Raw genomic sequence first — 25,734 nt, 5'->3', positions numbered from 1 at the left:
ATAAGCTCAGTTTTCAGCGTACCGTATTTTACGAATAACGGCGCAGAACCAGCGACGCGTTTGTGCCGCCAAAGCCGAAAGAGTTCGACAAGGCTATGTCGATTTTACGCTTACGCGCCTTGTGCGGAACCAGATCGATCTTGGTTTCAACGGCTGGATTGTCGAGATTAAGCGTTGGCGGCGCGATATTGTCGCGAATTGCCAGCGTAGAGAAAATCGCTTCCGCAGCACCAGCAGCACCCAGAAGGTGACCGATAGACGACTTTGTCGAAGACATGGAAATCTTCGAGGCAGCATCGCCAACAACACGCTCAACAGCACCCAGCTCAATCGTATCAGCCATGGTCGACGTTCCATGTGCGTTGATGTAATCGATCTGGTCAGGCGTAATCTCCGCACGCTTCAAAGCTGCAACCATGCAGCGCTCTGCACCTTCACCGCTCTCCGTTGGAGCCGTGATGTGGTAAGCATCGCCCGACAGGCCGTAGCCAACAACTTCAGCATAAATCTTGGCACCACGCGCAAGAGCGTGTTCCAGCTCTTCAAGCACGACAACACCAGCACCCTCACCCATAACAAAACCGTCGCGGTCATTGTCGTAAGGACGCGAAGCTGCAGTTGGATCGTCATTGCGCTTGGTGGACAGCGCCTTACAGGCCGCAAAGCCTGCAAGCGAAATGCGGCTGACTGGAGACTCCGTACCACCGGCAACCATCACGTCCGCATCGCCAAAAGCGATCAGGCGGGCAGCATCGCCAATGGCATGCGTGCCGGTTGCGCAAGCGGTAACAACAGAATGGTTCGGGCCGCGCAGTCCGTGCTTGATCGAAACATGGCCGGAAGCCAGATTGATCAGACGACCTGGAATAAAGAACGGCGAAATGCGGCGCGGGCCTTTGTCGCGCAGCGTGTAGCCCGCTTCAACAATGCCTTCGATGCCGCCAATGCCGGAACCGATCAGAACGCCGGTGCGAACCTGATCTTCATCGCTTGTCGGATGCCAGTTGGCATCATCCAGCGCCTGGTCAGCAGCGCCGACAGCATAAACGATGAACGGATCGACCTTGCGCTGTTCCTTCTGCTCCATATGGAGATCAGGATTGAAAGTACCATTGGTACCATCGCCAAGAGGGATACGGCATGCGATCTGACAAGCCAGATCGTCAACTTCAAATTCCGTGACGCGGCGAGCACCGCTTTCACCGGCAATCAGACGCTTCCAGGTTTCTTCGACGCCGCTTGCCAGCGGCGACACCAAACCAAGACCGGTGATGACGACACGCCTCATATCCACCCCTTAAATTTGAAAAATTCGTTGGAGACATCCCGCAGACAATAAACGCCTCATACGGTGGATGCTCAATCTCGTTACCGGCTCGCTATCGAATTGCGATATGCAAATGGCCATACGGCCAAACCGGGGCAGTTCACTATCTTCAAACTGAAGACAAGCAGGGCCGGGATTCGAAAGAATCCCAGCCCCAAAGGCTCAGATTAGGCAGAAGCCTTATCGATGAACTTTACAGCGTCGCCGACCGTGAGGATCGTTTCTGCTGCATCATCAGGAATTTCAACGCCGAATTCTTCTTCGAAAGCCATGACGAGCTCGACGGTGTCGAGGCTGTCTGCACCAAGATCATCGATGAAGCTTGCACCTTCGGTGACCTTGTCGGCATCTACACCCAGATGCTCAACAACGATTTTCTTGACGCGCTCTGCGGTATCGCTCATGTCGGAACCCTCGACCTGTTTGTTTACTTGCTCCGCATTGGTTAGCGGTATGCATGATTGTAATCAAGTTATAAGGCACCTGCCAAGTTACGAGTTTGCTCGCCTGACAGTCACCCTGTGGATATTCCTTGCGGAACAGGATAACGGCATCCCGCGAACGAAATGCCGAAACTCTCGTCGGGCGCATTACCATGCTTCTTGAGCAAGGCAAAGCGCATTTTGGTTTCTACCACCCGACTTTAAGACTTTTTATACCGTAAAATACTGATTTAATCGCCCCGAAAGAGGTTTTAAATCATAGCCATGCCGCCATTGATGTGCAGTGTCTGACCTGTAACATAGGCTGCTTCATCACTTGCCAGATAGACAACAGCAGCAGCGATCTCGCTGCCAACGCCCATACGCTTCATCGGAATGCTGCCCATGATTGCGTCTTTTTGCTTATCATTCAGCTTGTCAGTCATAGCCGATTCGATGAAGCCAGGCGCAATGCAGTTGACTGTGACGTTACGGCTCGCGATTTCCTGTGCCAGCGACTTCGAGAAGCCGATCAGGCCCGCCTTGGAAGCGCAATAATTCGCCTGACCCGGATTACCCGTTACACCAACAATCGACGTGATGTTGATGATACGGCCCTTGCGGCGACGCATCATTGGATGGGTCAATTCGCGCGTCAGGTTGAACACGGATGTCAGGTTGACATTGAGAACAGCATCCCAATCTTCATCGCTCATACGAACAAACAGGCCATCGCGGGTGATACCAGCATTGTTGACGAGAATGTCGATGCCGCCCATCTCTTCTTCAGCTTTCTGGCCGAGCGCCTTAACGGCTTCCCGATCAGAAAGATTGGCCGGGAAGATGAACGTGCGGTCGCCGAGTTCAGCAGCCAGTTCTTTCAACTTTTCTTCGCGGGTGCCATGTAAGCCAACGATTGCGCCCTGCGCATGAAGTGCACGAGCGATCGCCTCACCCAGACCACCGGTCGCGCCGGTTACGAGAGCCTTGCGGCCAGTCAGATCAAACATTCCAGATCCTTCAGCTATTCAATGCAGCAAGCGCCGCAGCTATTTCTTCGGCCGAACCAACAGTTACGCCGGTCACATCCTTTGAGATACGACGTGCAAGACCCGTCAGAACTTTGCCAGACCCTACTTCATAAAGCGTTGTCACGCCATTGGCTGCAAACCACTCAACAGTTTCGCGCCAGCGCACCTGACCCGTGACCTGCTCAACCAGCAGATCAGCAATTTCATTGGCGTCCGTTACAGGCGCAGCACGCACATTGGCGATGAGCGGCACAACCGGATTGTGCTTTTCAACCTGAACCAGCGCTTCACGCATCGCATCGGCAGCAGGCGCCATCAATGTCGAATGGAACGGTGCGGAAACCGGCAGCATGATTGCGCGCTTGGCACCCTTTTCCGACGCAAGCGAAGCCGCGAGTTCAACCGCCGCCTTCGAGCCGGAGATCACAAGCTGACCGCCGCCATTATCATTGGCGATCTGAACCGAGCCGGAAGCTTTGGCTTCTGCGCAGATAGCATCGACATCGCTGTGTTCCAGACCGATGATGGCAGCCATTGCGCCTTCACCAACCGGAACAGCTTTCTGCATCGCATTGCCGCGAATACGCAGAAGACGTGCAGTATCGGCCAGCGAGAATGTACCAGCCGCGCATAGTGCCGAATATTCACCGAGCGAATGACCGGCAACATAAGCGACCTTGTCTTTGAGCGAAAAGCCCTGCGCTTCCATGACGCGCAGTGTGGCGATGGAAACAGCCATCAGCGCAGGCTGCGCATTGGCTGTCAGCGTCAGAACGTCTTCCGGACCATCAAACATAGTTGCGGAAAGCTTTTCGCCCAGCGCTGCGTCCACTTCCTCGAAAACAGCGCGTGCCTCAGCAAATTGTTCAGCAAGGGCTTTACCCATGCCAACTGCCTGGCTACCCTGTCCCGGAAATGTAAATGCTACCGCCATGAATGCCTCTTTTTATAGAACAATTTCATGCGATGTGCCCCAACACAGGTTGAAAAGTCAACCATTTGTGGATTTCGGCTGGCTTTACGACTTGCAAATCCGGGGAAAAAGACGTAATGAGCGCCCGTTCGTTGCTGGCATTAGCTGGGGGCTGAACGGAGGAGCGACCACTTATTCAACATTTTGTTGAGTTGGCCGTGGAAGTCTAAAGTGCTTCTGCCTCCCGTGTCTCCGCTCTCGATTGTCTTAACTTCAAGCGTCCTTTCTTCCCGGTTTTCCGGTCTTAGAGAAGTCGCAGAGGCTTAGCCGTTAGTGTCAGCGTGATGTAACAGAAGAAAGGCAAAGCCAATGGCTCTTTATGAACATGTGCTTCTTGCCCGCCAGGACATTTCCCAGCAGCAGGTCGACGCGCTCGTCGAACAGTACAAGGGTGTCCTCGAAGCTAATGGCGGCAAGGTTGGTAAGGTAGAAAACTGGGGTCTTCGTCCCCTCACCTACCGCATCAAGAAGAATCGCAAGGCGTATTACACGCTCGTAAACATTGACGCACCAGCAGCTGCTGTTGCTGAAATGGAACGCCAGATGCGCATCAACGAAGACGTTCTTCGTTTCATGACCATCCGCGTTGAAGAACACGAAGAAGGCCAGTCGGCTATGCTTTCGCGCCGCGACGATCGTCGTGAACGCGATGGTGATGACCGTGGCCCACGTCGTCCACGCGAAGGCGGTTTCGACCGTGGTGATCGCGGCCCACGTCGCCCACGTGACAACGAAGCTGGCGAAGGAGCATAATTATGGTTGATATCAATCAGATCCCAACCCGTCGTCCTTTCCACCGTCGTCGCAAGACCTGCCCATTCACAGGTCCAAACGCGCCAAAGATCGACTACAAGGACATCAAGCTCCTGCAGCGTTACATTTCGGAACGCGGCAAGATCGTTCCTTCGCGTATTACAGCTGTTAGCCAGAAGAAGCAGCGCGAACTCGCTCAGGCGATCAAGCGTGCACGTTTCCTCGGCCTGCTTCCATACGTTGTGAAGTAAGACTGTTTCGCAAGGCGACATTCGTGTCGCCTTGCGTTTCTTCCCGGATGCGATGGGCGCAACCGGAGCACTCAAAATCCCAAGTTGGGGCAGAGCGATAGAGCTTTTCAAATTTTGATTTCACCAAAATGAACGCTCTTTGCTTTTGTTTGATCGCATTATCCTACGCAAAACCGCTACGCACTTTTGCTGGAAATGTTTTGAACTGCCTCTAACTGCAAAACCGGAACAGCCGGAGCAGGACAGCGAATTTATGAAATTCAACGGAACCATCATTGGAGTCGGCGTATTGGCGGGGCTTGCCTCGGCACTGATGTCGTCTGGCGTCATCGCCCAGTCGGGCATGGCGGTGGTTTTGTATTTCCTGACACCATTACCAATTTTTGTTGCCGCTCTTGGCTGGGGTTCGAGCGCAGGGCTTGTTGCTGCTGCTTGCGCTACCATTGCGGTCGGCATTGTTGCTACACCGATTGGCGCTGTTCTGATGGCGCTGACGAGCTATGCGCCAGCAGCAATCGGCGCTTATCTTTCAGGCCTCGCCCGTCCTGCTTCCGAACTCGGCGGTCCAAAAGATGTGATGGTCTGGTATCCGCTTTCGGATATTGTTTTCCGTCTGGCGCTGATGGTTGCCGCAAGCTTTATCATCATTGGCTACATCATTGGCTTTGGCCCGGATATGGCGCGTGAGCTTTCAAACACCTTGATTGATAGTCTCGCAGCTGCCGACCCGCAATTCACAGCAAGCGATGAAATGCGTCAAAGCGTTAGCGCACTTCTGATGGTGGCACTGCCTGCGATCCAGCCAGCAACCTGTCTCGCCATTCTGATCGGCAATCTCTATCTCGCCCTGCGTCTGACAGCGCTTTCCGGGCGTCTGCGTCGCCCGCGCGATGACTGGCCCGCAACCATGCGCATGCCGCGCCCAGCACTTCTGGTTTTTGCTGTGGCACTCGCGGTTGCCTTTTTGCCGGGCGCTGCTGGTCTCGTCGCAACTGTCGTTGTGGGTGCATTAAGCTTCGGCTTTATGATTGCCGGCTTGGCAACGTTCCACCAGCGCAGCCGTGGGAAGCCATGGCGCCCGGTTGCTCTGTGGCTCGTTTACGTTGCGATCATTTTGTTCGCATTCCTGCTTTTCGTCTTCATGGTTTTTGGACTTTTCGATACATCGCGCGGCGCGCCAATCTCGAAAATGCCGGAAGCCGACAATCAGTAAATCCGTATTTAAATCTCGAAAGGAAACTCAAATGGACGTTATTCTTCTGGAACGCATCGCTCGCCTCGGTCAGATGGGCGACACTGTAAAGGTCAAGGACGGCTTTGCCCGTAACTTCCTTCTGCCACAGGGCAAAGCTCTTCGTGCCAACGAAGCAAACCGCAAGAAGTTCGAAGGCCAGCGCGCACAGCTCGAAGCTCAGAACCTTGAGCGCAAGAACGAAGCAGAAGCAGTTGCAGCTAAGCTCAACGGCGAATCGTTCATCGTTGTTCGCTCGGCTGGTGAAACCGGCCAGCTTTACGGTTCGGTTTCGACCCGTGATATCGCTGAAATCGTTACGGCTAATGGCTTCAACCTGCACCGCAACCAGGTTGAACTGAAGCAGCCGATCAAAGCCATTGGCATTCATGAAATCGTTATTTCCCTGCATCCTGAAGTCGAAGTTACGGTTTCCGTAAACATCGCTCGTTCGAACGAAGAAGCTGAACGTCAGGCAAAGGGTGAAGACCTGACATCGATCGAAGCGATCTACGGCATCGAAGAAGCTCCACTTGCTGAAGAAATCTTCGACGAAGACGAAGAAGCAGAAGATCAGGCTTAATTAGCACGCTTTTAGCCCGTGAATGCTGGCCTTAACGGCAGGCTTTCCCACGGTGGTAAACTTTATATGACGATGTCCGGCGGTCTCCGCCGGACATTTTCTCTTTTCAGATTAAAAAAACTCCCTATTCTGCAGATTAGTATTGGATTGGAGAGAGTGCCGACGGAAACGTCCGCGTTTGCTCAGGCGATAAGCCATAGGCCAATTGACCGAATGGGAATTGCCTGAAATCTGATGACAGTGCGGCCTCTAAGGCAACAGGTCGCCTGCCATGCAACCGCATGGATGTTGCACTTGCTTCAATCTCTAAAAAAGGGGATGGGGCTCATGAATAGAATGCTGCGTACTGTACTGTCGCATATGATTAAAGTTGGCGACCTGACGGTTACTGATTCAAAGGGGAATGCCAATCGTTATGGTGATGCGACTGGAGAGCCGGTCCATATACGGTTCAATACGCTGCATGCGGAACGCGCCGTCGCGCTCGACCCGGAACTGAAACTCGCTGAATGTTTCATGGATGGTGAGATCGATTTTCTGGAAGGCGATATTTATACACTTCTGAAGATCGTCTTCGAAAATACTGGTCCAACAGCGGCAACGGAGCCATGGATGAAAGCGGCCGGCAAAGTCCGTGTGCTATTCCGGCGCTTTCAGCAGATGAATAATATCGCCCGCTCATCCAGCAACATTAAAAGCCATTACGACCTTTCGGGCGCTCTTTACGATCTGTTTCTTGACCCCGACAAACAATATTCCTGTGCCTATTTTGAAACGCCTGATGCGACGCTTGAGCAAGCACAGCTTGCAAAAAAGCGTCACATCGCTGCCAAGCTTCTCGTCAATGACGGCGACAAGATACTGGATATCGGTTGTGGCTGGGGCGGAATGGGGCTTTATCTGGCCCGTTATCTTAAGGCGAATGTCACCGGCGTGACACTCTCCGAGGAACAGCATGCCATCGCGAACAAACGTGCCATCGAAGAAGGGCTAGCGGACCAAGCTAATTTCCAGCTGACGGATTATCGCAATATTGATGACCAGTTCGACCGGCTGGTTTCTGTCGGCATGTTTGAGCATGTGGGCGTTGGGCATTTCGCAGAATATTTCCAACACGCGGCGCGGCTGCTGAAAAAAGACGGCGTGTTTCTGCTCCATGCCATTGGTCGCGCTGATGGACCTGGTGCGACCAATCCATTTATTCGCAAGTATATTTTCCCCGGCGGGTATATCCCTGCCCTTTCTGAAGTGCTCCCGCATATCGAGAAAGCAGGGTTATACGTCACCGACATTGAAATCCTGCGCCTTCATTATGCAGAAACGCTCAAAGAATGGCGCCTGGCCTTCATGGCCCGGCGTGAAGAAGCCAAAGCGCTTTATGATGAACGCTTTTGCCGGATGTGGGAGTTTTATCTGGCGGCATCTGAAAGCGCATTCCGCTGGCAGAATATGATGGTTTTCCACATCCAGATTGCCCATTGTCAGGACGCTGTACCTCTAACGCGTAACTATATTGAGGCTGAGGAAAAGCGGCTCAAGCGGCTTGATAGTGCACCAAAAGGAGCGAACAGCGAGGTACGGGAAATCAAAAAAAGACTAAAAGTATAATTATCGCGAGGACACTTTGTTTATTAGTCGACAAAAAAGTTAATGACTATCAGAGTTAAACCCAATAAGTCAGATGGCATCCAATCTCGGATACTGTTGACCAAATTTTTAGTTGTCGCTTAAAGCATATTAACTTATTTTCTTTAATTTATATGGCTTTAAATCATCCGGTCTTTTTAGATCGAATCTATATAAAAGCCAAATGTTTGGGATGTCGATTAGAGAATGAAGCCAATTGTTTTTGACGCATCTTTCGCAATACAACGACTAGGCCAAATGCCAACAGGAATCGGCCGCGTCGAAAGAGCCTGGTTGAAGTATATAATTGGTTTAAATTCACCGGTTTATTTTTCCGTGCGCCGAAATGACATGGTAATGCTCCTTGGTAAAGAGTCTTCGTCGTATCTTTTAGAAATTCTCGAAAAAGTTTCTTCGGATAATTTGAATTTTAAATCTAAAATGCTTTGGAAATTGGGCAGAAAGCGTCGTGCGGTTCGAACGAATTTGGCACAATTCGCGATTATGACCTGGCATAGCTTTGGTAAAAAACAAATGATTTCCGAGCACTTTAAACGGCTCTGTCCGCAAGGCGGCTGGTACATATCAGCTGGCCTTCATCCGGGCGAGGATGTTTTTCTTGATACTATTCGAGAAGCTGGCTTTCGTACCGCCGTGATGTTGCACGACACTATTGCCCTAGACTTTCCTCAATATTGCGAAGCCTCAATGCAGCCTCACTTACAAGGACTCGTAAAATACCAAGCAAAATCTGGCGATTATCTTATATGCAACTCACAATCAACTGCCGACAGTTTTGTTGAACACGCATTGCGATTAAATGGAAATCCGGTCAAAACTAAGTACATCGTCTCGCATCTAGGCCTCCACGATACAAAGAAAGTAAATGACAGCAAGGCATCTGCATCCTATGCGAGTATAGATAAAAAACGACCGATTTTTATGATACTCGGGACAATTGAACCGCGTAAAAACCATAGCTTCATTGTCGATCTATGGGAAAAAATAGCCCAAGAAACAAAACCAGAAAATATGCCCCAGTTGGTTGTATTGGGTCACTGGGGATGGAAAATTGAAGGCCTGAAAAATCGACTGGAAAGCAGCCCTTTATTGGGCTGGGCACTCCATCTCTTAATTGGCCCTGACGACGCTACGGTCGCACAGTTACTGGCTGATTGTAACGCGTTACTTATGCCGAGTTTTGCAGAGGGTTACGGGCTACCAGTACTAGAAGCAGCGCGCGATGGCATTCCCGTTATTGCGAATGATTTGGCGGTATATCGCGAAATCGCAGGCGATTATCCTGATTTATGCAGCATCGATGATCCTGCAGGGTGGGAACGACTTATCAAACTTCACTCCCAAAAGCGCGAGCGTTTGCAACCACCAGCAATTCCGACATGGGATCAGCATTTCGAGCGCGTTATGAACGCATTGCGTGCGACAGACACCACCGAGGGTTAGCTAAATTAACGTGCGTAAATGGCACGTCTGTCTGTGGATGCCTGTGAATCATGGTATAGTTTACGGCTTCTGGCAGGAATCACCTTGAGGCTGCGTTGTGTTTGGCTTCACTTCAGTTCTGGCTGGAAAAGATCAGGGACAGGAAAAGACGGACATGGCGGAAGCGGCGGTACGCAAACTTGACGATGCGCGCGATCAGAAAGATGCGCTTTATCGTGAAGCACCCCACAATATTGAAGCAGAGCAAGCGCTTTTGGGTGCTATTCTCATCAACAATGACGCCTTCTATCGCGTTTCAGACTTTCTGAAGCCAACACATTTCTTTGAGCCTTTGCACCGCCGCATCTATGAGATCGCAACCGATCTCATCCGTGTTGGCAAAATGGCCAATCCGGTTACGATGAAAACCTTCCTGCCGAATGAAGGCAAGATCGGCGATCTGACGGTTTTCCAGTATGTTGCACGTCTTGCAACCGAAGCCGTCACCATCATCAATGCCGAAGATTATGGCCGCGCAATCTATGATCTTGCGACCCGCCGCGCTTTGATCGGCATTGGCGAAGATATGGTCAATATCGCCTATGACGCGCCGGTCGATAATGCCCCGCAGGAACAGATCGAAGACGCCGAGCGCCGCCTGTTTGAACTAGCGGAAACGGGTCGCTACGATGGCGGTTTTCAGGCGTTTAAAGATGCTGTCACCACGGCTGTCGATATGGCCAATGCCGCATTCATGCGTGATGGTCATTTGTCCGGTGTTTCCACCGGCATTCATACGCTTGATGGCAAGATGGGTGGCTTGCAGCCATCCGATTTGATCATCCTTGCAGGTCGTCCGGGTATGGGCAAGACTTCGCTTGCCACCAATATCGCTTTCAATATCGCCAACGCCTATGAAGCTGAGCAGCAGGCCGATGGCACGATGAAGGCAATCAACGGCGGCGTTGTTGGTTTCTTTTCGCTCGAAATGTCGGCTGAACAGCTCGCAACCCGTATTATTTCTGAGCAGACAGAGGTTTCTTCTTCAAAAATCCGTCGCGGTGACATCACGGAACAGGATTTTGAAAAGCTGGTCGCCTGCTCGCAGCATATGCAGAAGATTCCGCTTTATATCGATCAGACCGGTGGCATCTCGATTGCACAGCTCGCAGCCCGCGCGCGTCGTCTCAAGCGTCAGCGTGGCCTCGATGTTCTGGTGATCGACTACGTTCAGCTGATGACTGGCTCTTCCAAGGCGTCGTCACAGAACCGCGTACAGGAAATCACGGAAATCACCACCGGCCTGAAAGCGCTCGGCAAGGAGCTCAATGTTCCGATCATCGCGCTGTCACAGCTCTCACGTCAGGTGGAAAGCCGTGATGACAAGCGCCCACAACTCTCCGATCTTCGTGAATCCGGTTCGATCGAGCAGGATGCCGACGTGGTGCTCTTCGTGTTCCGCGAGGAATATTACGTCAAGAACCTGGAGCCGCGTGACGAGTTTGATCCGAAATATGAAGAGTGGAAGCAGCACTTTGAAAAAGTAAAGGGCACGGCTGATGTGATCGTTGCCAAGCAGCGTCACGGACCGACTGGCACTGTGAAGCTTGCGTTCCAGGCTGAATTTACGCGATTTGCAGATTTGGCCGAGGGTTCTTATATCCCGGAACAGTATGAATAAATCCGAATGTTCCTTTTGGTCGCAATTCCGAACGGAAAACCGCTACGCACTTTTCCTGGAATTGCTTGTATCCCGGAGCAATATGAATAGTTTTTCCGATCCTCGAGGGCGTGCCTGATGGCCAAGGCACGCGTTCAGTTCATCTGTCAGAACTGCGGCGCGGTGCATACGCGCTGGGCAGGCAAATGCGACTCTTGCGGCGAGTGGAATACACTCGTCGAAGAAGGCACCAATAGCGGCATCGGGTCTGGCCCCGGTTCCATGCTGTCCAAGCGAAAAGGCCGCGCTGTCGCCCTCACTTCGCTATCGGGTGAAATCGAAGATGCGCCACGCATCATTTCCGGCATTAGCGAGCTGGATCGCGTCACTGGCGGTGGTTTCGTTCGCGGGTCAGCGATACTGATCGGCGGTGATCCGGGTATTGGTAAATCCACACTCCTGACACAGGCAGCGGCAGCGCTTGCCAATCATGGACATCGCATTGTCTATGTATCGGGCGAAGAAGCCGTCGCGCAGATACGGCTGCGCGCGCAGCGTCTGGGCGTAGCATCGTCTGCCGTGGAGCTGGCCGCTGAAACCAATGTTGAAGACATTCTCGCCACCGTATCCGATGGCAAGCGGCCCGATCTCGTCATTATCGATTCGATCCAGACACTCTGGACCGACATGGCAGATTCTGCACCCGGAACCGTCACACAGGTCCGTTCATCTGCGCAGGCGATGATCCGTTATGCCAAGCAAACGGGCGCAGCCGTGGTTCTCGTTGGGCACGTCACCAAGGAAGGCCAGATTGCCGGTCCGCGCGTAGTTGAACACATGGTCGATGGCGTTCTCTACTTTGAAGGCGAAGGCGGGCATCAATACCGCATTCTTCGCACCGTCAAGAACCGTTTTGGCCCGACCGATGAGATCGGTGTGTTCGAAATTTCGGATGGCGGCTTGCGCGAAGTCTCCAATCCGTCAGAACTGTTCCTGGGTGAGCGCAATGCGAAATCGCCGGGGGCAGCCGTTTTTGCAGGCATGGAAGGCACGCGCCCGGTTCTGGTCGAGATACAGGCACTCGTCTCCCCTTCATCGCTTGGCACACCGCGCCGCGCTGTTGTAGGCTGGGACGGAAGCCGTTTGGCAATGATTCTGGCTGTGCTCGAATCACATTGCGGCGTGCGCTTTGGCCAGCATGATGTTTATCTCAATGTAGCGGGCGGCTATCGCATCAGCGAGCCTGCGGCCGATATTGCGGTTGCTGCAGCACTCGTTTCGTCCATTGCAGGCATTGCCCTGCCCGCAGATAGTGTTTATTTCGGCGAAATCAGCCTTTCTGGAGCTGTTCGTGCGGTTTCACATGCGGTACAGAGGCTGAAAGAAGCTGAAAAGCTTGGCTTTCAACAGGCGGTAGCACCCGGCGGAACCAGTGACCTTTGGAAAGATCGCAATTTCAGCCTCGTGGAAACCACTGCTCTCTCGGACCTCGTTGTGCGCATTGCTGCATCGGGCCCGGCCAAAAAGTGACCAGTATCTGTAATCATCAGGTTGCAGATCATTGAATTTAACAAGATTTAGCTGCGGAAGGTTTCGTCAACTTTCCGATGTTAATCTATGAGAACTATGACTGCCCCGCAGGCAAAAACATCCTGCGCATCAATAAGGACAGCCCAGAATGCCGGTTACGCTACTTGATGGAATTCTACTCGGAATAACGCTGGTTTCGGCCGTGCTTGCGATGGTTCGCGGCTTCTCCCGCGAAGTGCTTTCGCTGGTTTCATGGGCTGCGGCAGCAGCAGCGGCTTACCTGTTTTACCAGCCAGTCCTGCCTTATCTCCAGCCATACATCAACAATGAGACAATCGCGAAAATTGCAGCTGCAGGTGCAGTGTTCCTCGTCGTGCTGATTGTTGTGTCGCTGATTACGATGAAAATTGCCGATTTCATCATCGACAGCCGTATCGGTGCGCTTGATCGCACGCTCGGCTTCCTGTTCGGCGCTGCCCGTGGTGTTCTGCTGGTTGTTGTCGCGATGCTGTTCTTCAACTGGCTGGTTCCAACTGGACAACCTGCATGGGTTACCAATGCGAAGTCCAAGCCAATGCTCGACTCTTTCGGTCAGCAGCTTATTGAGCTTCTGCCAGCGGACCCTGAATCTGCCATAAAGCAGTTCAAGCCGGGACAGGATGCTCAGACACCTGCTGGCACGACGACCGAACAGCCCGTACCGGACGACACACCGGCTGCAAACTGATCTTGAATCACCATTTTTGAAACCGGCAGCATAAAGCTGCCGGTTTCATCTGTTTTTAGCCAAAGTCTTATCCTATATCAGCGGCTGAAACGCGCATCATGCAAGGGATCGCTTTTAAAACGCGGGCTTTTGCTGTAAATGTTGCTTTTAGTAACCGCAATCGAAAGGCCTTGCGGACGATGTCCCAACAATCGCATGACGAAAACTCCTTTATGCTGGACGATGATACGTTGCATGAAGAGTGTGGTGTATTTGGTATTCTCGGCCATGAAGATGCGGCAGCGCTGACAGCGCTTGGTCTGCACGCTTTGCAGCATCGTGGACAGGAAGCTGCTGGTATCGTTTCCTATCACAACCGCCGTTTCCATTCAGAGCGACACATGGGGCTGGTCGGCGATCACTTCACCGATGCGTCGACGCTTCATCGTCTGCCCGGCGACCGCGCGATCGGCCATGTGCGCTATTCCACGACAGGCGAAACCATCCTGCGCAATGTGCAGCCGCTTTTTGCAGAGCTGGAAGTTGGCGGCATCGCGATTGCGCATAACGGTAATTTCACCAATGGTATTACGCTTCGCAAGCAGCTGATTGCATCGGGCGCAATCTTTCAGGCCACATCGGACACTGAAGTTGTTCTGCACATGATCGCCCGCTCGCGTCAAGCATCGTCGAGCGATCGCTTTGTCGATGCGATCCGTCAGGTTGAGGGCGGTTATGCCATGCTGGCCCTGACCCGCACGAAGCTGATTGCGGCGCGTGACCCTGTCGGTATCCGACCACTCGTTATGGGTGAGCTTGACGGCAAGCCGATCTTCTGTTCGGAAACCTGTGCTCTCGATATTATCGGCGCGAAATATGTCCGCGATGTGGAAAATGGCGAGATCATCATCTGCGAAATCCAGAAGGATGGCTCGATTACGACGGATTGTATCAAGCCTGAAAATCCACAGCCGGAACGTCTCTGCCTGTTTGAGTATGTCTATTTCGCCCGGCCTGACTCGGTCGTTGGTGGCCGCAGTGTTTATGTTGCGCGCAAGAACATGGGCATGGAACTGGCAAAGGAATCGCCAATCGAAGCCGATGTTGTTGTTCCCGTGCCAGATGGCGGCACGCCAGCGGCGCTTGGTTTTGCGCAGGCCAGCGGTATTCCGTTTGAATATGGCATCATCCGCAACCACTATGTCGGCCGTACCTTTATTGAGCCAACGCAGCAAATTCGTGCGCTGGGTGTGAAGCTCAAGCATTCGGCCAATCGTGCGATGATTGAAGGCAAGCGTGTCGTTCTGGTGGATGATTCCATCGTGCGCGGCACAACCTCGGTCAAGATCGTGCAGATGATCCGGGATGCGGGTGCCAAGGAAGTGCATATCCGCGTCGCAAGCCCGATGATTTTTCATCCGGACTTCTACGGAATCGATACGCCGGACGGCGATAAGCTGCTGGCGAACCAATATGACAGCCTTGAGGCGATGTGCCGTTATATCGGTGCAGATTCGCTGGAATTCCTCACCATTGACGGGCTTTACAAGGCCGTTGGCGGTGAAGCTCGTGATCCAAAGGCCCCTGCCTTCACCGATCACTATTTTACGGGTGAATATCCAACCCGTCTTCTCGATCAGGAAGGCGAAAGCAACGTCCACACGTTGTCGCTTCTCGCCTCAAACGGCTGATCGATTGTCTTCACGCAGGCGGCTCAACGGGCCGCCTGTTTCATCTCTAAGAATTACACTGGGGGTATAATGAATATCGACCTTACAGGCCGCGTGGCCTTGGTAACGGGCGCATCGCGCGGTATTGGTTATTTTCTGTCGCTTGAACTGGCAAAGCGCGGCGCACATGTGATTGCAGTGGCACGCACCGTCGGCGGTCTGGAAGAACTCGACGACGATATTCGCAAGGTCGGTGGCAGTGCCACACTTGTTCCGCTCGATATTACTGATATGGAAGCGATCGACCGTCTCGGCGGCTCTATTTATGAGCGTTGGGGCAAGCTCGACATTCTGGTTGCAAATGCTGGCATTCTTGGCACGATTTCCCCCATCGGCCACGTTGAAGCTAAAGTTTTTGAGCAGGTGATGAATGTCAACGTTACAAGCGTGTGGCGTCTCATCCGCACAACAGACACCCTGCTGCGCGCATCTGATGCTGGACGCGCTATTCTGCTCTCATCAGGTGTTGCACATAGCTGCCGGGCTTTCTGGGCGCCCTATGCGGCGTCCAAGGCTGCTGTCGAAGTGATGGGACGCAGCTGGGCCGAAGAAACCAAGCAGATGAAGCTTAAGGTCAATTCGGTCAATCCGGGTGCAACCCGTACCGCCATGCGCGCAAAAGCAATGCCAGGTGAAGATCCTGAAACATTGCCGACGCCGCAGTCGGTTGCAGAAAAAATCGTCCAGCTTGCCGATCCAAAGCTCGACATCACAGGAAAGCTTTACGACGTACGTCAGGATAAATTCCTCGACTATCATATGCCTTCCTGATTCACTTTGCCGGCCTTGCATAACCCCAAGGCCGGATTTAACTTATTTGTATTATGCCGCTCCCGCCGAACGCTTCGGCCCTGTTTTTAAGCGGACCTCTCCCCCATGCCTATCATTACAAACCTTGTGTCCCAATATGATTGGAGGAACGATGTCTCACGATTACCAGCGATTTATCGTCATCAGCGGCGGCCCCGGGTCGGGCAAAAGCACACTCATCAACGCGTTGGAGAAACAAGGCTTTTCACGCAGCATCGAGGCAGGTCGCGCCATTATTCAACATCAGACAAAGATTAGCGGAAATGCGTTGCCATGGGCAGATCGCGCTTTGTTTGCGGAACTGATGTTGTCATGGGAGATGCGCTCTTACGAGCTTGCATTAGAGCAAAAAGGGCCGGTGTTTTTCGACCGGGGCGTGCCGGATGTGATCGGCTATCTTACGCTTTGCGGTCTACCTGTGCCTGAGCATATGCACCGCGCAGCATCGATGATTCAATATAACAGAACGGTGTTTCTTGCTCCGCCATGGCAGAGCATTTTCGCTCAGGATACCGAGCGCAAACAGGACTTTGATGAAGCCGTTCGCACATTCAAAACGATGGAACAAACTTATCGGGGGCTTGGATATGAAATCGCGCTCCTGCCGGAATCAACGGTTCAGGAGCGCGTGAACTTTATCCGCAAAACCTTGCCGTCAGACTTCTTTTGATGGCTCGCTTTCAAGCGCAGCATTGCCGTCAGCGGCTTCACGCCTGTTCCACGCAACAAGGCTGAACGGGAGAAACGCCAGATAGACCAGTGCTGTGAGCGTCAGCGTATGCCATGTGAAGCTCATCAGGAACGCCACATAGATCACCACGAGCAAAATCAGCGGCATCACGAAATCGCGGCGAATGAGACCGCCTGCGGACTTACCATTATAGACCGGCAGACGACTGACCAGCAGGAAAGCAATTGCTACGGTGAAAACTGCGACCGCAAAAGCCAGCCCCTTGGTTGGTGTGAGGCCCAGAAAACCGAGATAAACGGGCAGCAGCACCAGCATCGCACCCGCAGGTGCTGGCACGCCGATAAAATAATTGCTCTGCCACGGCGGACGGTTTGGGTCTTCCAGCATGACATTGAAGCGCGCCAGGCGAAGGCAGCAGGCAATCGCATAAAGGAGTGCCGCAATCCAGCCGAACGAACGCGCCTGATCAAGCACATAGACGTAAAGCACGAGCGCCGGAGCAACACCGAAATTGACAATGTCAGCGAGTGAATCCATTTGCTCGCCAAACTTGGACGAGCCTTTCATCATACGCGCAACGCGACCATCCACGCCATCGAGAAATGCAGCAATCAGCACCATCATCACCGCAAGTTCAAAACGGTGTTCAAACGCCAGGCGAATGCCCGTCAGCCCCGCACAAATCGCAAGAACTGTGATCACATTCGGAACAACGATGCGCAGTGGAATCTGCGACAATTTAGGGCCGCGCGATGAATTCACGCGGCCATTCGGCTCAAAGGGTGGGAATGGTGTTTCCATCGGCTCAGGCGATCCGAACCACTGGCTCAGCGCGTTCACTGCCAAATTCGGCAAGCACGGTTTCTCCGGCCACGGCCGTCTGGCCAACAGCCACGCGAACCGAGGCACCGGCAGGCAAATAAACATCGACGCGGGAACCGAAACGGATCAGGCCGAAGCGTTCGCCCACACTAAGATTATCGCTTTCACGCGACCAGCAAACAATGCGGCGTGCAACAAGACCGGCGATCTGCACGACGCCGACTTTACCGTTTGCACTGTCGATGAGAACGGAATTGCGTTCATTATCTGTGCTGGCCTTATCGAGTTCTGCATTGAGAAATTTTCCGGGACGGTGGAAAATCTTTTCGATCTTACCACGCACTGGCGCGCGGTTGATGTGAACCGAAAACACATTCATGAACACGGAAACGCGCATCAGCGGCTCTGCACCGAGTTCCAGTTCTGCTGGCGGCACAGCCGGACCAACAAAAGATACTTTGCCATCAGCCGGGCTGATCACCAGATCATCGGCAATGGGCGTCACGCGTTCAGGGTCACGGTAGAAATAGATGCACCAGATGGTCAGCACCAGACCGACCCAGAAAAGCGGCTCCCATAGCCAGCCCAGAATGAGTGAAACCACGAAAAACGCCGCGATAAACGGATAGCCTTCACGATGGATCGGTACGAAAGTGTTACGGATAGTATCAGACAGGCTCATCGGTTTTCCTTTAGGTTTGGCCGTTTTTACCTCATCCTGTCCAAAATCCAAATCGATTTCGCAAATTATTCACGGCTGTCAGGGCGCGTGATCCTATCGTGCCTTATGGCCAGTAATTCGTATAACGCGTGAAAATGATAAAGAGCGCAAAGAGGATCGCCGCCGAGATCACCATCACACAGGCGATCTTATAGACGCTCCACACCAGCCACAGCGAAAATCTGATCATTCGCCCCCTTTGTGGACATACTGGCTTTTCGACTCATCCGTAAAAACTTGCGCAACGAAATTTGCTGTCCACTCGACCGTAATTTCGTAAGGCGTCCCACCTACTTCTATTTCTCTACCCACGAAATCGTCCATATCCAAAGGACATAACTTATTCAAAAATTTGTTTCTATCAGGCTCGAAAATTGCATTTCAGCGCCGTGAACGACAGCGGCGCTTTTCAAACCATGCAAGATTTTTCAAATTAGGGTTGGCGAAATTGCGCCAGTTGCATGACACTATCAATGGCTCTTGACTGCGCTCAAACAACAAATCTGGGCCCACCCACCCAGTATAATATCCGTTGCAGCTATATGGCCACTTACTCAACCCCGTTAAATCCCGCTTTCCTTTTGGAACAGGCAAGTTTGTTTCTCCGTCAAAGACACCACGGCCGCCGCCGCCGATCTTCTTAGTAAAGACCTCGATATAGCGGTCATTGAAACACATAAACTCTATATCTTCCGCAAGTCGTGTGTGCCCGTCTGAAGAAAAAAGATCCTTACGGCCATGTAGAGTGAATTCGAAAACTCGTTTCACCACCATTTTGTTCGGCAACACGTAGCTGTCGTTAAAATACGAAACCCCCGCAACCAGCATAAATGCAATATAAAGGGTTACAATCGTAACGCAGAAAAACTCGTAGACCTTCCAGGCCCACCAGAGTGTTTTTTTCCAAAATGTTTTTTGCCGAAATATCTGTGACATTGTCAGCCCCAGACTGACAATGTCTTAATTTTCGATTTCTGCAAAGAGCCTTACTCGGCTGCGGGAACGCCCCGGCTGACGATGCCCATATCGTCATTCTCGCGAACCTGACGCAGGCGTTCTTCTGCCTCATCCGCTTCGCGCTGACGGCTCCACATCGACGCGTAAAGTCCATCCTGCAAGAGCAGATCGCGATGCGTACCACGTTCGGCAATCAGACCATCTTTCAGCACGATAATTTCGTCGGCGCTGATCACAGTCGACAGACGGTGCGCGATAACCAGCGTTGTGCGACCACGGCTGACAATATCAAGCGCCGATTGGATTTCCTGCTCCGTCGCAGTATCCAGCGCCGAAGTTGCCTCGTCCAGAATGAGGATCGGTGGTGCTTTGAGAATTGTGCGTGCAATCGCTACGCGCTGCTTTTCGCCGCCTGAAAGCTTCAATCCGCGTTCACCCACCATCGCCTGATAGCCTTCAGGCAGATGCTTGATGAACTGGGAAATCTGCGCCATTTCGGCAGCCTTTTCCACTTCATCGTCGGTTGCATCGGTACGGCCATACCGAATATTATAGGCAATCGTATCGTTGAACAGCACCGTGTCCTGCGGCACCATGCCGATGACTTTTCGCAAGCTTTCCTGTGTCACGTCGCGCACGTCCTGTCCGTCAATCGTAACCGAACCTGACTGGACATCATAGAAACGGAACAGCAGACGCGAGATCGTCGATTTGCCCGCACCGGATGGGCCGACAATCGCCACTGTCTTGCCCGCAGGCACTTCAAAGCTCACACCCTTGAGAATCGGGCGATTGGCGTCATAGGCAAAATGCACATCGTTGAAACGGATTGCACCCTTATCCACGCTCAGCGGCGCAGCGGTCGGCTTATCCTGCACTTCCTGCTGCACATCCAGAAGGTCAAACATCTGCTCGATATCCGTGAGGCCCTGACGGATTTCGCGATAGATGAAGCCAATGAAATTGAGCGGAATGGAAAGCTGCATCAGCATGGCATTGATGAAAACGAAGTCACCCAGCGACTGCGTACCTGCCTGCACTTCGCGCGCCGACATCACCATGACAATCGCCATACCCATGCCGAAGATGACAGCCTGCCCAAAGTTAAGCCAGCCGAGCGAGGTCCATGTCTTGGTCGCCGCATCTTCATAACGCGCCATTGACGCATCGAAGCGCTTGGCTTCCATGGTCTCATTGCCAAAATATTTGACCGTCTCAAAATTAAGCAGCGAGTCGATCGCTTTGGTGTTGGCATCGGTATCGGAGTCATTCATCTCGCGACGGATATTGATGCGCCAGTCACTCGCTTTAATCGTGAACCAGGTATAGGCAACGACCGTAACAGCCACGACCAACAGATAGGAGAAGCCATAAGCGAAGGCGAAAATCACCGCCGTCAGCGCAAATTCCAGAATGGTTGGCAGCGTGTTGAGGATCGTGAAACGGACAATGGTTTCAATGCCCTTGGTGCCGCGTTCGATCACACGCGACAACCCGCCCGTGCGCCGTTCCAGATGAAAGCGCAATGAGAGCTGGTGCATATGCACGAAGGTTTTATAGGCAAGCTGGCGCACGGCATATTGCCCGACACTGGCAAACAGTGCGTCGCGCAACTGGTTCAAACCTGCCTGAATAATCTTGGCGGCGTTGTAGGCCAACACCAGCATCACCGCACCGGTAAGAAAGAGCGGAATATAATCAGCTGCGTCGAGCTGACCGTTCAACGCATTCGTCACCCATTTGAAGAAATAGGGAACAAGGATCAGCACAATCTTGGAAATCACCAGATAGAACGTCGCCCACACCACGCGCATACGCAGATCGGGGCGTTCAGACGGCCACATATAGGGCCACAGATTTCGCAAGGTTTTAAGCGTCTCGCCGGAGTCGGCAGAAACAGTTTTGGGGGCACTCATGGTGTTTCTTTCAGATCAGACAGGTTTTTCGCAGCAGCCATTGCTGAAGGCTGCAAGATGCGAACGAATTTTGGTCAATTGCTGCCAGTTTACGCTATAGCGCGATGTCTGGCGGTCGGGCCGATAGTCAATAAGGCCAGCCTGGACGAGAACCTTGAGGTGCTGCGACACGGTGGACTGCGCAAGGTCAAGACGACCGACAATATCTTTGCAGCAGCAAGCATCTTCAAAAATCAACTGACGGAGAATGTGGATACGCACGGGATGGCCAAGCGCTGCATAAATGCGCGCAGCATCCTCATCGTCCATGCCCGAAACAGGGTGGGTCGTTATTTTTAGGGAGATACTCATCGTAAATCGACGATATACGATTATACTGGAAATCGCAATATTACGCAGCGTCCTTTCTAAAGGACACTGCGTTCACGAAATGGAGATAACGCGTTTATATCAGTTTGCAGAATCGTGCAGGCGGCGCTGCACTTCATCATCGGCGAGCGGTTGTTGCGGCATAACAAATACCTGACCCGGCAGGATAAGGTCCGGGTTGCGGATCTGATCACGATTGGCAAGATAGATCGTGGTGTAGCGCATGCCATGACCATAAGTACGCTTGGAGATCGTCCAGAGATTATCACCCTTGCGGATAATCACCGAGCCATCCACCTTCTGCAAAGGTGTCCCGCCTTCAGCATCCTGTGCACTTACAGTCTGCGCGCCCGACCCCGTTGCAACGGCGGAGACATTCTCACCAGCCTCGCGACGGAACGGGACGCGCGCGGTTGCAATCACCCGACCACTGCCATCAAGCAAATCGGCGCGGATGATATAATCCCCCACCGCAAGCGACTTTTGGCTCTGTACCAAAAAGCGACCTTCCGGCGAAATTTGGCTTGAGCCAAGCAGAATATCGTTTGCATTGACGACAACCGTGCTGCCACCCTTTGCGTTGCCTGCAACGAAAACTTTGTTGCCTTCGATTTCCACCGCCTCAATGGCAATCGGTGCATCAACTGGCGACTGAGCCTTTGGCGCCTGCTCTCCAGTTTCCGTCGACGATACCGCCTGCGGTGCCGACACGTCCGGCTTGGTGATCAGACGGCTGGCCTGACCCGGCTCTTCAACGAGCGCCAGAACCTGACCATTGCTGTTATCTGGTACGGATACGATTGCTGTCTGCGCCGAAGTTGCAACATTGGCTCCATCACCGCCTGCGCGCAGCACAAGCTGATGATCGCCCGGTGAAAGCGGCCGATCGAGAACGATTGCAAAATCGCCGTTCGATCCCGCCTTGGCTGCCCCCAATACTCTGGAGCCAGAAATAATCTCAACGTCAGCATTGGGCGCTGCCTGTCCTGCAATCACAACGGAACCATCGGCTTCGACGCGCAAAATATCAAACACGGGCGTTTTAGCAGGCGCCGACGTTGTTTGAGCCGGCTGAGCATCAGGCTGCGATGCAGCCTCTTGCGGTTCCACCTCGACTGTTTTCTCCGGCACCTGCGATACCGCGGGTGCCTCAGGTACAACGGGTTTGGATGCGCTGCCGGTTTCGGGGTTCTTCGCGGCTATGTCTGAACCAGGGGTGCCCCCCTGATCTTTTAGCGAAGTCCAATAATATGCGCCGCCGCCGAGAATAAGGAGCAGCACGATGCCGATAATTCCGTATCTTTTGTTTTGCATTTCGGCCCGAAACCCACATGAGTAAATTAGTCAATGGGTTTATCGCTTTTTTATGCGCCTCACAAGAAGTTGAGCCGAATTACAAACATTATCGGTACTGATTATAAGAAAACTACTCTTCTTTACAGCTGATTGGCTTTTCCTGATCGGGATCATCCATCAGATTATAGAGATCAGCGCTGTCGCCTTTGGTCCACCAGATGTAGATGCCGCCCGCATATTTTGCACCAGAACCCGCAAGCACATTGGCTGCGATAACCGAAGCGTCTTCCATTTCGAGCTGCACAAGCGAATTTTCACCGGCATTATAATAGGTGGCAGAAACGTTCTGTTCACCGCATTTATAAAGAACCGAGTTTTCCGTTACTTCCACGTCGTCGGGCAGAGGAATGTTAATTTCTCCAGCCAGCGCACCCGATGCCACAAGCGAAAAACCCATAGCCAAAACCAACTTCTTCATCATATCAAACTCCCTGCCTCATTGATGCTTCGTGACAGTTATAGCTTGAGACGCTTGACGCTGAAACCGCAAAAGCGCACAAGAAATCATGTCTCAGATTCGATCCATTTGTGTTTATTGCGGCTCTTCAACGGGCTTAAATCCAATCTATCGCGAAGCGGGCCTCACGCTTGGCCACTCGCTTGCTGAACACGGCATTCGCCTTGTTTATGGCGGTGGAACGCGCGGCATTATGGGCGCGGTTGCGCAAGGCGTGATGGAAGCGGGCGGCGAAGTCACCGGCATCATCCCCACCTTCCTGCTCGACAAGGAAGCAAGCCTTGAAAAGGCGCAGGAGCTGACCGAGCTGATCGTGGTTGGCGATATGCACGAACGCAAGCATCTGATGTTCCAGAAGTCGGATGCTTTCGTCACGCTCCCCGGCGGCATTGGCACGGTTGAAGAAATCGTGGAAATGATGACATGGGCGCAGCTGGGCAAGCATCGCAAACCGATGGTTTTCGCCAATATCAACAATTTCTGGCAGCCGATGCTCACACTGCTTGAGCATATGACCGCCGAAGGCTTCATTCATACCGCCCATCAGGTCAAGCCGCTGGTGATTGATGAGGCAAAAGACATCGTGCCTGCAATCCTCGCTGCCAATGGCCGCGCACATGAAGGCGATCCGAAAATCATCGAAAAGATGTAATCGTGGCTCTGAACCGATTGCATAAACACCAAAAGGGCGGAGCGATCCGCCCTTAATTCTATGTGGGAGGCAGAAATGAAAACGATTGGATTGATCGGCGGGATGAGCTGGGAAAGCTCGCAGGAATATTACCGCATTATCAACCGCGAAGTCCGCACAAGACTTGGTGGCACGCATTCTGCCAAAAGCCTGATGTGGTCGATGGATTTCGCTGAAATCGAACATCTCCAGCATCGGGGCAAATGGGACGAGCTGACGACGCTGATGATTGAAGCCGCGCAAAACCTCGAAAAAGGAGGCGCGGATTTCATCCTGATCTGCACCAACACCATGCATAAAATGGCCGCTGACATTGAAAGCGCGACATCGATCCCGCTTGTGCATATTGCCGATCCGACAGCAGAAAAGATCAAGGCCGCAGGCTTCTCAAAAGTCGGACTGCTCGGCACCGCGTTCACGATGGAGCAGGATTTTTACAAAGGCCGCCTCGCTGCAAAATATGGGCTTGAGGTTCTCACGCCCGACGATGCCGACCGCAAAACCGTGCATGACATCATCTATCAGGAACTGGTGGTGGGCGACGTGCGCGATGCATCACGCGAAGAGTACCGCGCCGTCATAAATCGCCTTGTTGAGCGCGGTGCCGAGGCCATCATCCTCGGCTGCACGGAGATCATGCTGCTAATCGGTCAGACAGACAGCCCTGTGCCGGTATTCGATACAACACGGCTTCATGCCGAAGCAGCGGTTGATTGGGCTTTGCGGTAAACAAAAGGGCGGAATTACCGCCCTTTTTTAATCAGCTTGCAATTTGCGCTGCCAGTGCCTTCAACGCCGATTCACGCTCTGGTCCGGTGAGTTCAAGACGCTCAAAATTCTCATCAAGCAGGACGGGAAAATATGCCGTCGGATGTATGGCCACGATGCCATAAGTCTCGTCTTCCGCTTCGGCATAACGCATAAATGGTGCTTCTTTTTTCGAGAATCGCGAAACGATGCTCTTTTTCTTATGCGTCGTATCAAGCGGATTATAAGTAATATTGGTTGCACCCAAATGCTTCTTGCTGGCCGTAATTTTCGCCCATGCGAAGCGCAAAGCAGCAGCTGATTTCATCGCCGCTGCACTGCCCCTGACACGGATGAAGCGAACCAGAAACAGCACAGACATTGCGAGCATGATTGCAAACAGGCCGATATCAAACGCCAAGCGGTTCCAGAATTCGTCGATAGCAAGCGTCAACGTAACATTTTCAGGATCGGTCCGCTGCATCACCACATCGGTTTCATAATCCCCGCTTGATAAGCTCACAAATGAGAATTCTACGGGTTTGACGCGGCGCTTGCCGTCGTAATCATAGACTATGACCGCCTTACAATTCACCGTCATTTTCTTTGAGCGGCACTGGCCGTCATTAACAGAAGCATCTTCGAGAACGAGCGGATCGTTCATAATCAGGTGGTCTTTGTAAAGTCCCGGAAACCAGGCAACAGCAATACCAACACTCGCAAAAGCAAAGATGATGCTGAGAAACGGATACAGCAGAAGATGCGCCAATCCATGTTTTTTGATTTTGATTTCACGAGCAGGAAAAACGCCGTTCAGGTCCGGCAAAGAGCTATGTTCAGTCATTTTATAATCGTCTATCGCAGGGCGCTATTCACGATTGGGAGGAGAACCGCGCCGGTGATACGTCTTGCAGCCTGTCGGCAAAATCTG

27 protein-coding genes are annotated in these 25,734 nt (G+C 52.6%); 14 read left to right on the top strand and 13 right to left on the bottom strand.

Annotated elements, in window-relative coordinates:
• Positions 1–28: 28 nt before the first annotated feature.
• The 4 genes from fabF to fabD form a co-directional block, all read right to left on the bottom strand.
• Positions 29–1,288 carry a beta-ketoacyl-ACP synthase II gene (gene fabF / locus U2P60_RS12130; RefSeq protein WP_413572824.1) on the bottom strand — a complete coding sequence of 420 codons (1,260 nt, stop codon included), beginning with the start codon at positions 1,286–1,288 and terminating at the stop codon, positions 29–31.
• 206 nt (positions 1,289–1,494) lie between these two features.
• Entirely contained in the window at positions 1,495–1,731 is a 237-nt protein-coding gene (locus tag U2P60_RS12125; RefSeq protein ID WP_002963616.1) for an acyl carrier protein, read from the bottom strand.
• Positions 1,732–2,021: 290 nt separating this feature from the next.
• Positions 2,022–2,759: a 3-oxoacyl-[acyl-carrier-protein] reductase gene (gene fabG, locus U2P60_RS12120; RefSeq protein WP_250040282.1), complete on the bottom strand. Its 738-nt coding sequence runs from the start codon at positions 2,757–2,759 to the stop codon at positions 2,022–2,024.
• Positions 2,760–2,769: 10 nt separating this feature from the next.
• Complete coding sequence (gene fabD / locus U2P60_RS12115) at positions 2,770–3,714, bottom strand: ACP S-malonyltransferase (protein WP_413572823.1); 945 nt, start codon at positions 3,712–3,714, stop codon at positions 2,770–2,772.
• A gap of 348 nt (positions 3,715–4,062) precedes the next feature.
• Here fabD and rpsF point away from each other — a divergent pair, with 348 nt between their 5' ends.
• From rpsF to U2P60_RS12055, 12 genes are all read left to right on the top strand, one after another.
• A complete protein-coding gene (gene rpsF / locus U2P60_RS12110; RefSeq protein WP_313828078.1) occupies positions 4,063–4,506 on the top strand; it encodes a 30S ribosomal protein S6 in 444 nt (147 codons plus the stop codon).
• 2 nt (positions 4,507–4,508) lie between these two features.
• Positions 4,509–4,757 (top strand): 30S ribosomal protein S18, encoded by a 249-nt coding sequence (gene rpsR / locus U2P60_RS12105; RefSeq protein WP_187546012.1) that lies wholly within the window; start codon positions 4,509–4,511, stop codon positions 4,755–4,757.
• A 253-nt stretch (positions 4,758–5,010) separates the two neighbouring features.
• A complete protein-coding gene (locus tag U2P60_RS12100; protein WP_313828077.1) occupies positions 5,011–5,970 on the top strand; it encodes a DUF2232 domain-containing protein in 960 nt (319 codons plus the stop codon).
• A 31-nt stretch (positions 5,971–6,001) separates the two neighbouring features.
• Positions 6,002–6,571 (top strand): 50S ribosomal protein L9, encoded by a 570-nt coding sequence (gene rplI, locus U2P60_RS12095; RefSeq protein WP_313828076.1) that lies wholly within the window; start codon positions 6,002–6,004, stop codon positions 6,569–6,571.
• A 327-nt stretch (positions 6,572–6,898) separates the two neighbouring features.
• Complete coding sequence (locus U2P60_RS12090) at positions 6,899–8,179, top strand: class I SAM-dependent methyltransferase (protein ID WP_413572822.1); 1,281 nt, start codon at positions 6,899–6,901, stop codon at positions 8,177–8,179.
• Between the two features lie 225 nt (positions 8,180–8,404).
• The gene (locus tag U2P60_RS12085) at positions 8,405–9,661 is read left to right on the top strand and encodes a glycosyltransferase family 4 protein (RefSeq protein ID WP_413572821.1); all 1,257 of its coding nucleotides are present in this window, start codon (positions 8,405–8,407) and stop codon (positions 9,659–9,661) included.
• A 154-nt stretch (positions 9,662–9,815) separates the two neighbouring features.
• Positions 9,816–11,321: a replicative DNA helicase gene (locus tag U2P60_RS12080; RefSeq protein ID WP_313828073.1), complete on the top strand. Its 1,506-nt coding sequence runs from the start codon at positions 9,816–9,818 to the stop codon at positions 11,319–11,321.
• 117 nt (positions 11,322–11,438) lie between these two features.
• Complete coding sequence (radA, locus tag U2P60_RS12075; RefSeq protein WP_413572820.1) at positions 11,439–12,830, top strand: DNA repair protein RadA; 1,392 nt, start codon at positions 11,439–11,441, stop codon at positions 12,828–12,830.
• A 148-nt stretch (positions 12,831–12,978) separates the two neighbouring features.
• Complete coding sequence (locus U2P60_RS12070; RefSeq protein WP_413572819.1) at positions 12,979–13,557, top strand: CvpA family protein; 579 nt, start codon at positions 12,979–12,981, stop codon at positions 13,555–13,557.
• Positions 13,558–13,736: 179 nt separating this feature from the next.
• The gene (gene purF / locus U2P60_RS12065) at positions 13,737–15,227 is read left to right on the top strand and encodes an amidophosphoribosyltransferase (RefSeq protein WP_313828069.1); all 1,491 of its coding nucleotides are present in this window, start codon (positions 13,737–13,739) and stop codon (positions 15,225–15,227) included.
• A gap of 69 nt (positions 15,228–15,296) precedes the next feature.
• The gene (locus U2P60_RS12060) at positions 15,297–16,037 is read left to right on the top strand and encodes an SDR family NAD(P)-dependent oxidoreductase (protein ID WP_413572818.1); all 741 of its coding nucleotides are present in this window, start codon (positions 15,297–15,299) and stop codon (positions 16,035–16,037) included.
• Between the two features lie 151 nt (positions 16,038–16,188).
• Positions 16,189–16,746 (top strand): AAA family ATPase, encoded by a 558-nt coding sequence (locus tag U2P60_RS12055; protein WP_413572817.1) that lies wholly within the window; start codon positions 16,189–16,191, stop codon positions 16,744–16,746.
• Here U2P60_RS12055 and pssA read toward each other — a convergent pair.
• From pssA to U2P60_RS12015, 8 genes are all read right to left on the bottom strand, one after another.
• Positions 16,732–17,568 (bottom strand): CDP-diacylglycerol--serine O-phosphatidyltransferase, encoded by an 837-nt coding sequence (gene pssA, locus U2P60_RS12050; protein WP_413573775.1) that lies wholly within the window; start codon positions 17,566–17,568, stop codon positions 16,732–16,734. The two genes, U2P60_RS12055 and pssA, sit on opposite strands and share 15 nt — an antisense overlap.
• 4 nt (positions 17,569–17,572) lie before the next feature.
• Positions 17,573–18,271 carry a phosphatidylserine decarboxylase gene (locus U2P60_RS12045; protein WP_413572816.1) on the bottom strand — a complete coding sequence of 233 codons (699 nt, stop codon included), beginning with the start codon at positions 18,269–18,271 and terminating at the stop codon, positions 17,573–17,575.
• A 103-nt stretch (positions 18,272–18,374) separates the two neighbouring features.
• On the bottom strand, positions 18,375–18,500 hold the full coding sequence (locus tag U2P60_RS12040; RefSeq protein WP_413572815.1) for a hypothetical protein: 126 nt from the start codon (positions 18,498–18,500) through the stop codon (positions 18,375–18,377).
• Positions 18,501–18,691: 191 nt separating this feature from the next.
• Positions 18,692–19,246 carry a hypothetical protein gene (locus tag U2P60_RS12035; RefSeq protein ID WP_413572814.1) on the bottom strand — a complete coding sequence of 185 codons (555 nt, stop codon included), beginning with the start codon at positions 19,244–19,246 and terminating at the stop codon, positions 18,692–18,694.
• Positions 19,247–19,296: 50 nt separating this feature from the next.
• Complete coding sequence (locus tag U2P60_RS12030; protein WP_413572813.1) at positions 19,297–21,183, bottom strand: ABCB family ABC transporter ATP-binding protein/permease; 1,887 nt, start codon at positions 21,181–21,183, stop codon at positions 19,297–19,299.
• A 15-nt stretch (positions 21,184–21,198) separates the two neighbouring features.
• Positions 21,199–21,534, bottom strand: a complete 336-nt coding sequence (locus tag U2P60_RS12025) for a metalloregulator ArsR/SmtB family transcription factor (RefSeq protein WP_313828060.1) — start codon at positions 21,532–21,534, stop codon at positions 21,199–21,201.
• Positions 21,535–21,633: 99 nt separating this feature from the next.
• Entirely contained in the window at positions 21,634–22,866 is a 1,233-nt protein-coding gene (locus U2P60_RS12020; protein ID WP_413572812.1) for a LysM peptidoglycan-binding domain-containing protein, read from the bottom strand.
• Between the two features lie 112 nt (positions 22,867–22,978).
• A complete protein-coding gene (locus U2P60_RS12015) occupies positions 22,979–23,326 on the bottom strand; it encodes an MliC family protein (RefSeq protein WP_413573773.1) in 348 nt (115 codons plus the stop codon).
• 88 nt (positions 23,327–23,414) lie between these two features.
• Between U2P60_RS12015 and U2P60_RS12010 the strand changes: the two genes are divergently transcribed.
• Both U2P60_RS12010 and U2P60_RS12005 read left to right on the top strand, forming a co-directional pair.
• Complete coding sequence (locus U2P60_RS12010; RefSeq protein ID WP_413572811.1) at positions 23,415–24,017, top strand: TIGR00730 family Rossman fold protein; 603 nt, start codon at positions 23,415–23,417, stop codon at positions 24,015–24,017.
• Between the two features lie 75 nt (positions 24,018–24,092).
• Positions 24,093–24,785, top strand: coding sequence for an aspartate/glutamate racemase family protein (locus U2P60_RS12005; RefSeq protein WP_413572810.1), 693 nt, complete (start codon positions 24,093–24,095; stop codon positions 24,783–24,785).
• 31 nt (positions 24,786–24,816) lie between these two features.
• Here the strand turns inward: U2P60_RS12005 and U2P60_RS12000 are convergent, their stop codons facing one another.
• Positions 24,817–25,647 carry a hypothetical protein gene (locus U2P60_RS12000; RefSeq protein ID WP_413572809.1) on the bottom strand — a complete coding sequence of 277 codons (831 nt, stop codon included), beginning with the start codon at positions 25,645–25,647 and terminating at the stop codon, positions 24,817–24,819.
• Positions 25,648–25,734 lie beyond the last annotated feature (87 nt).

It is taken from the genome of Brucella sp. H1_1004, assembly GCF_047308065.1.
In the GTDB taxonomy this organism is placed as follows: domain Bacteria; phylum Pseudomonadota; class Alphaproteobacteria; order Rhizobiales; family Rhizobiaceae; genus Brucella; species Brucella pseudogrignonensis_B.
Note: the sequence above shows the minus strand (reverse complement) of the source record. Positions and strands in the feature narration are given on the sequence as shown.

What these genes read in the sequence shown, in the direction of transcription:
- fabF (WP_413572824.1), bottom strand. Translation starts at nt 1,288, where the DNA reads ATGAGGCGTGTCGTCATCACCGGTCTTGGTTTGGTGTCGCCGCTGGCA.
- U2P60_RS12125 (WP_002963616.1), bottom strand. Translation starts at nt 1,731, where the DNA reads ATGAGCGATACCGCAGAGCGCGTCAAGAAAATCGTTGTTGAGCATCTG.
- fabG (WP_250040282.1), bottom strand. Translation starts at nt 2,759, where the DNA reads ATGTTTGATCTGACTGGCCGCAAGGCTCTCGTAACCGGCGCGACCGGT.
- fabD (WP_413572823.1), bottom strand. Translation starts at nt 3,714, where the DNA reads ATGGCGGTAGCATTTACATTTCCGGGACAGGGTAGCCAGGCAGTTGGC.
- rpsF (WP_313828078.1), top strand. Translation starts at nt 4,063, where the DNA reads ATGGCTCTTTATGAACATGTGCTTCTTGCCCGCCAGGACATTTCCCAG.
- rpsR (WP_187546012.1), top strand. Translation starts at nt 4,509, where the DNA reads ATGGTTGATATCAATCAGATCCCAACCCGTCGTCCTTTCCACCGTCGT.
- U2P60_RS12100 (WP_313828077.1), top strand. Translation starts at nt 5,011, where the DNA reads ATGAAATTCAACGGAACCATCATTGGAGTCGGCGTATTGGCGGGGCTT.
- rplI (WP_313828076.1), top strand. Translation starts at nt 6,002, where the DNA reads ATGGACGTTATTCTTCTGGAACGCATCGCTCGCCTCGGTCAGATGGGC.
- U2P60_RS12090 (WP_413572822.1), top strand. Translation starts at nt 6,899, where the DNA reads ATGAATAGAATGCTGCGTACTGTACTGTCGCATATGATTAAAGTTGGC.
- U2P60_RS12085 (WP_413572821.1), top strand. Translation starts at nt 8,405, where the DNA reads ATGAAGCCAATTGTTTTTGACGCATCTTTCGCAATACAACGACTAGGC.
- U2P60_RS12080 (WP_313828073.1), top strand. Translation starts at nt 9,816, where the DNA reads ATGGCGGAAGCGGCGGTACGCAAACTTGACGATGCGCGCGATCAGAAA.
- radA (WP_413572820.1), top strand. Translation starts at nt 11,439, where the DNA reads ATGGCCAAGGCACGCGTTCAGTTCATCTGTCAGAACTGCGGCGCGGTG.
- U2P60_RS12070 (WP_413572819.1), top strand. Translation starts at nt 12,979, where the DNA reads ATGCCGGTTACGCTACTTGATGGAATTCTACTCGGAATAACGCTGGTT.
- purF (WP_313828069.1), top strand. Translation starts at nt 13,737, where the DNA reads ATGTCCCAACAATCGCATGACGAAAACTCCTTTATGCTGGACGATGAT.
- U2P60_RS12060 (WP_413572818.1), top strand. Translation starts at nt 15,297, where the DNA reads ATGAATATCGACCTTACAGGCCGCGTGGCCTTGGTAACGGGCGCATCG.
- U2P60_RS12055 (WP_413572817.1), top strand. Translation starts at nt 16,189, where the DNA reads ATGTCTCACGATTACCAGCGATTTATCGTCATCAGCGGCGGCCCCGGG.
- pssA (WP_413573775.1), bottom strand. Translation starts at nt 17,568, where the DNA reads ATGGAAACACCATTCCCACCCTTTGAGCCGAATGGCCGCGTGAATTCA.
- U2P60_RS12045 (WP_413572816.1), bottom strand. Translation starts at nt 18,271, where the DNA reads ATGAGCCTGTCTGATACTATCCGTAACACTTTCGTACCGATCCATCGT.
- U2P60_RS12040 (WP_413572815.1), bottom strand. Translation starts at nt 18,500, where the DNA reads ATGATCAGATTTTCGCTGTGGCTGGTGTGGAGCGTCTATAAGATCGCC.
- U2P60_RS12035 (WP_413572814.1), bottom strand. Translation starts at nt 19,246, where the DNA reads ATGTCACAGATATTTCGGCAAAAAACATTTTGGAAAAAAACACTCTGG.
- U2P60_RS12030 (WP_413572813.1), bottom strand. Translation starts at nt 21,183, where the DNA reads ATGAGTGCCCCCAAAACTGTTTCTGCCGACTCCGGCGAGACGCTTAAA.
- U2P60_RS12025 (WP_313828060.1), bottom strand. Translation starts at nt 21,534, where the DNA reads ATGAGTATCTCCCTAAAAATAACGACCCACCCTGTTTCGGGCATGGAC.
- U2P60_RS12020 (WP_413572812.1), bottom strand. Translation starts at nt 22,866, where the DNA reads ATGCAAAACAAAAGATACGGAATTATCGGCATCGTGCTGCTCCTTATT.
- U2P60_RS12015 (WP_413573773.1), bottom strand. Translation starts at nt 23,326, where the DNA reads ATGAAGAAGTTGGTTTTGGCTATGGGTTTTTCGCTTGTGGCATCGGGT.
- U2P60_RS12010 (WP_413572811.1), top strand. Translation starts at nt 23,415, where the DNA reads ATGTCTCAGATTCGATCCATTTGTGTTTATTGCGGCTCTTCAACGGGC.
- U2P60_RS12005 (WP_413572810.1), top strand. Translation starts at nt 24,093, where the DNA reads ATGAAAACGATTGGATTGATCGGCGGGATGAGCTGGGAAAGCTCGCAG.
- U2P60_RS12000 (WP_413572809.1), bottom strand. Translation starts at nt 25,647, where the DNA reads ATGACTGAACATAGCTCTTTGCCGGACCTGAACGGCGTTTTTCCTGCT.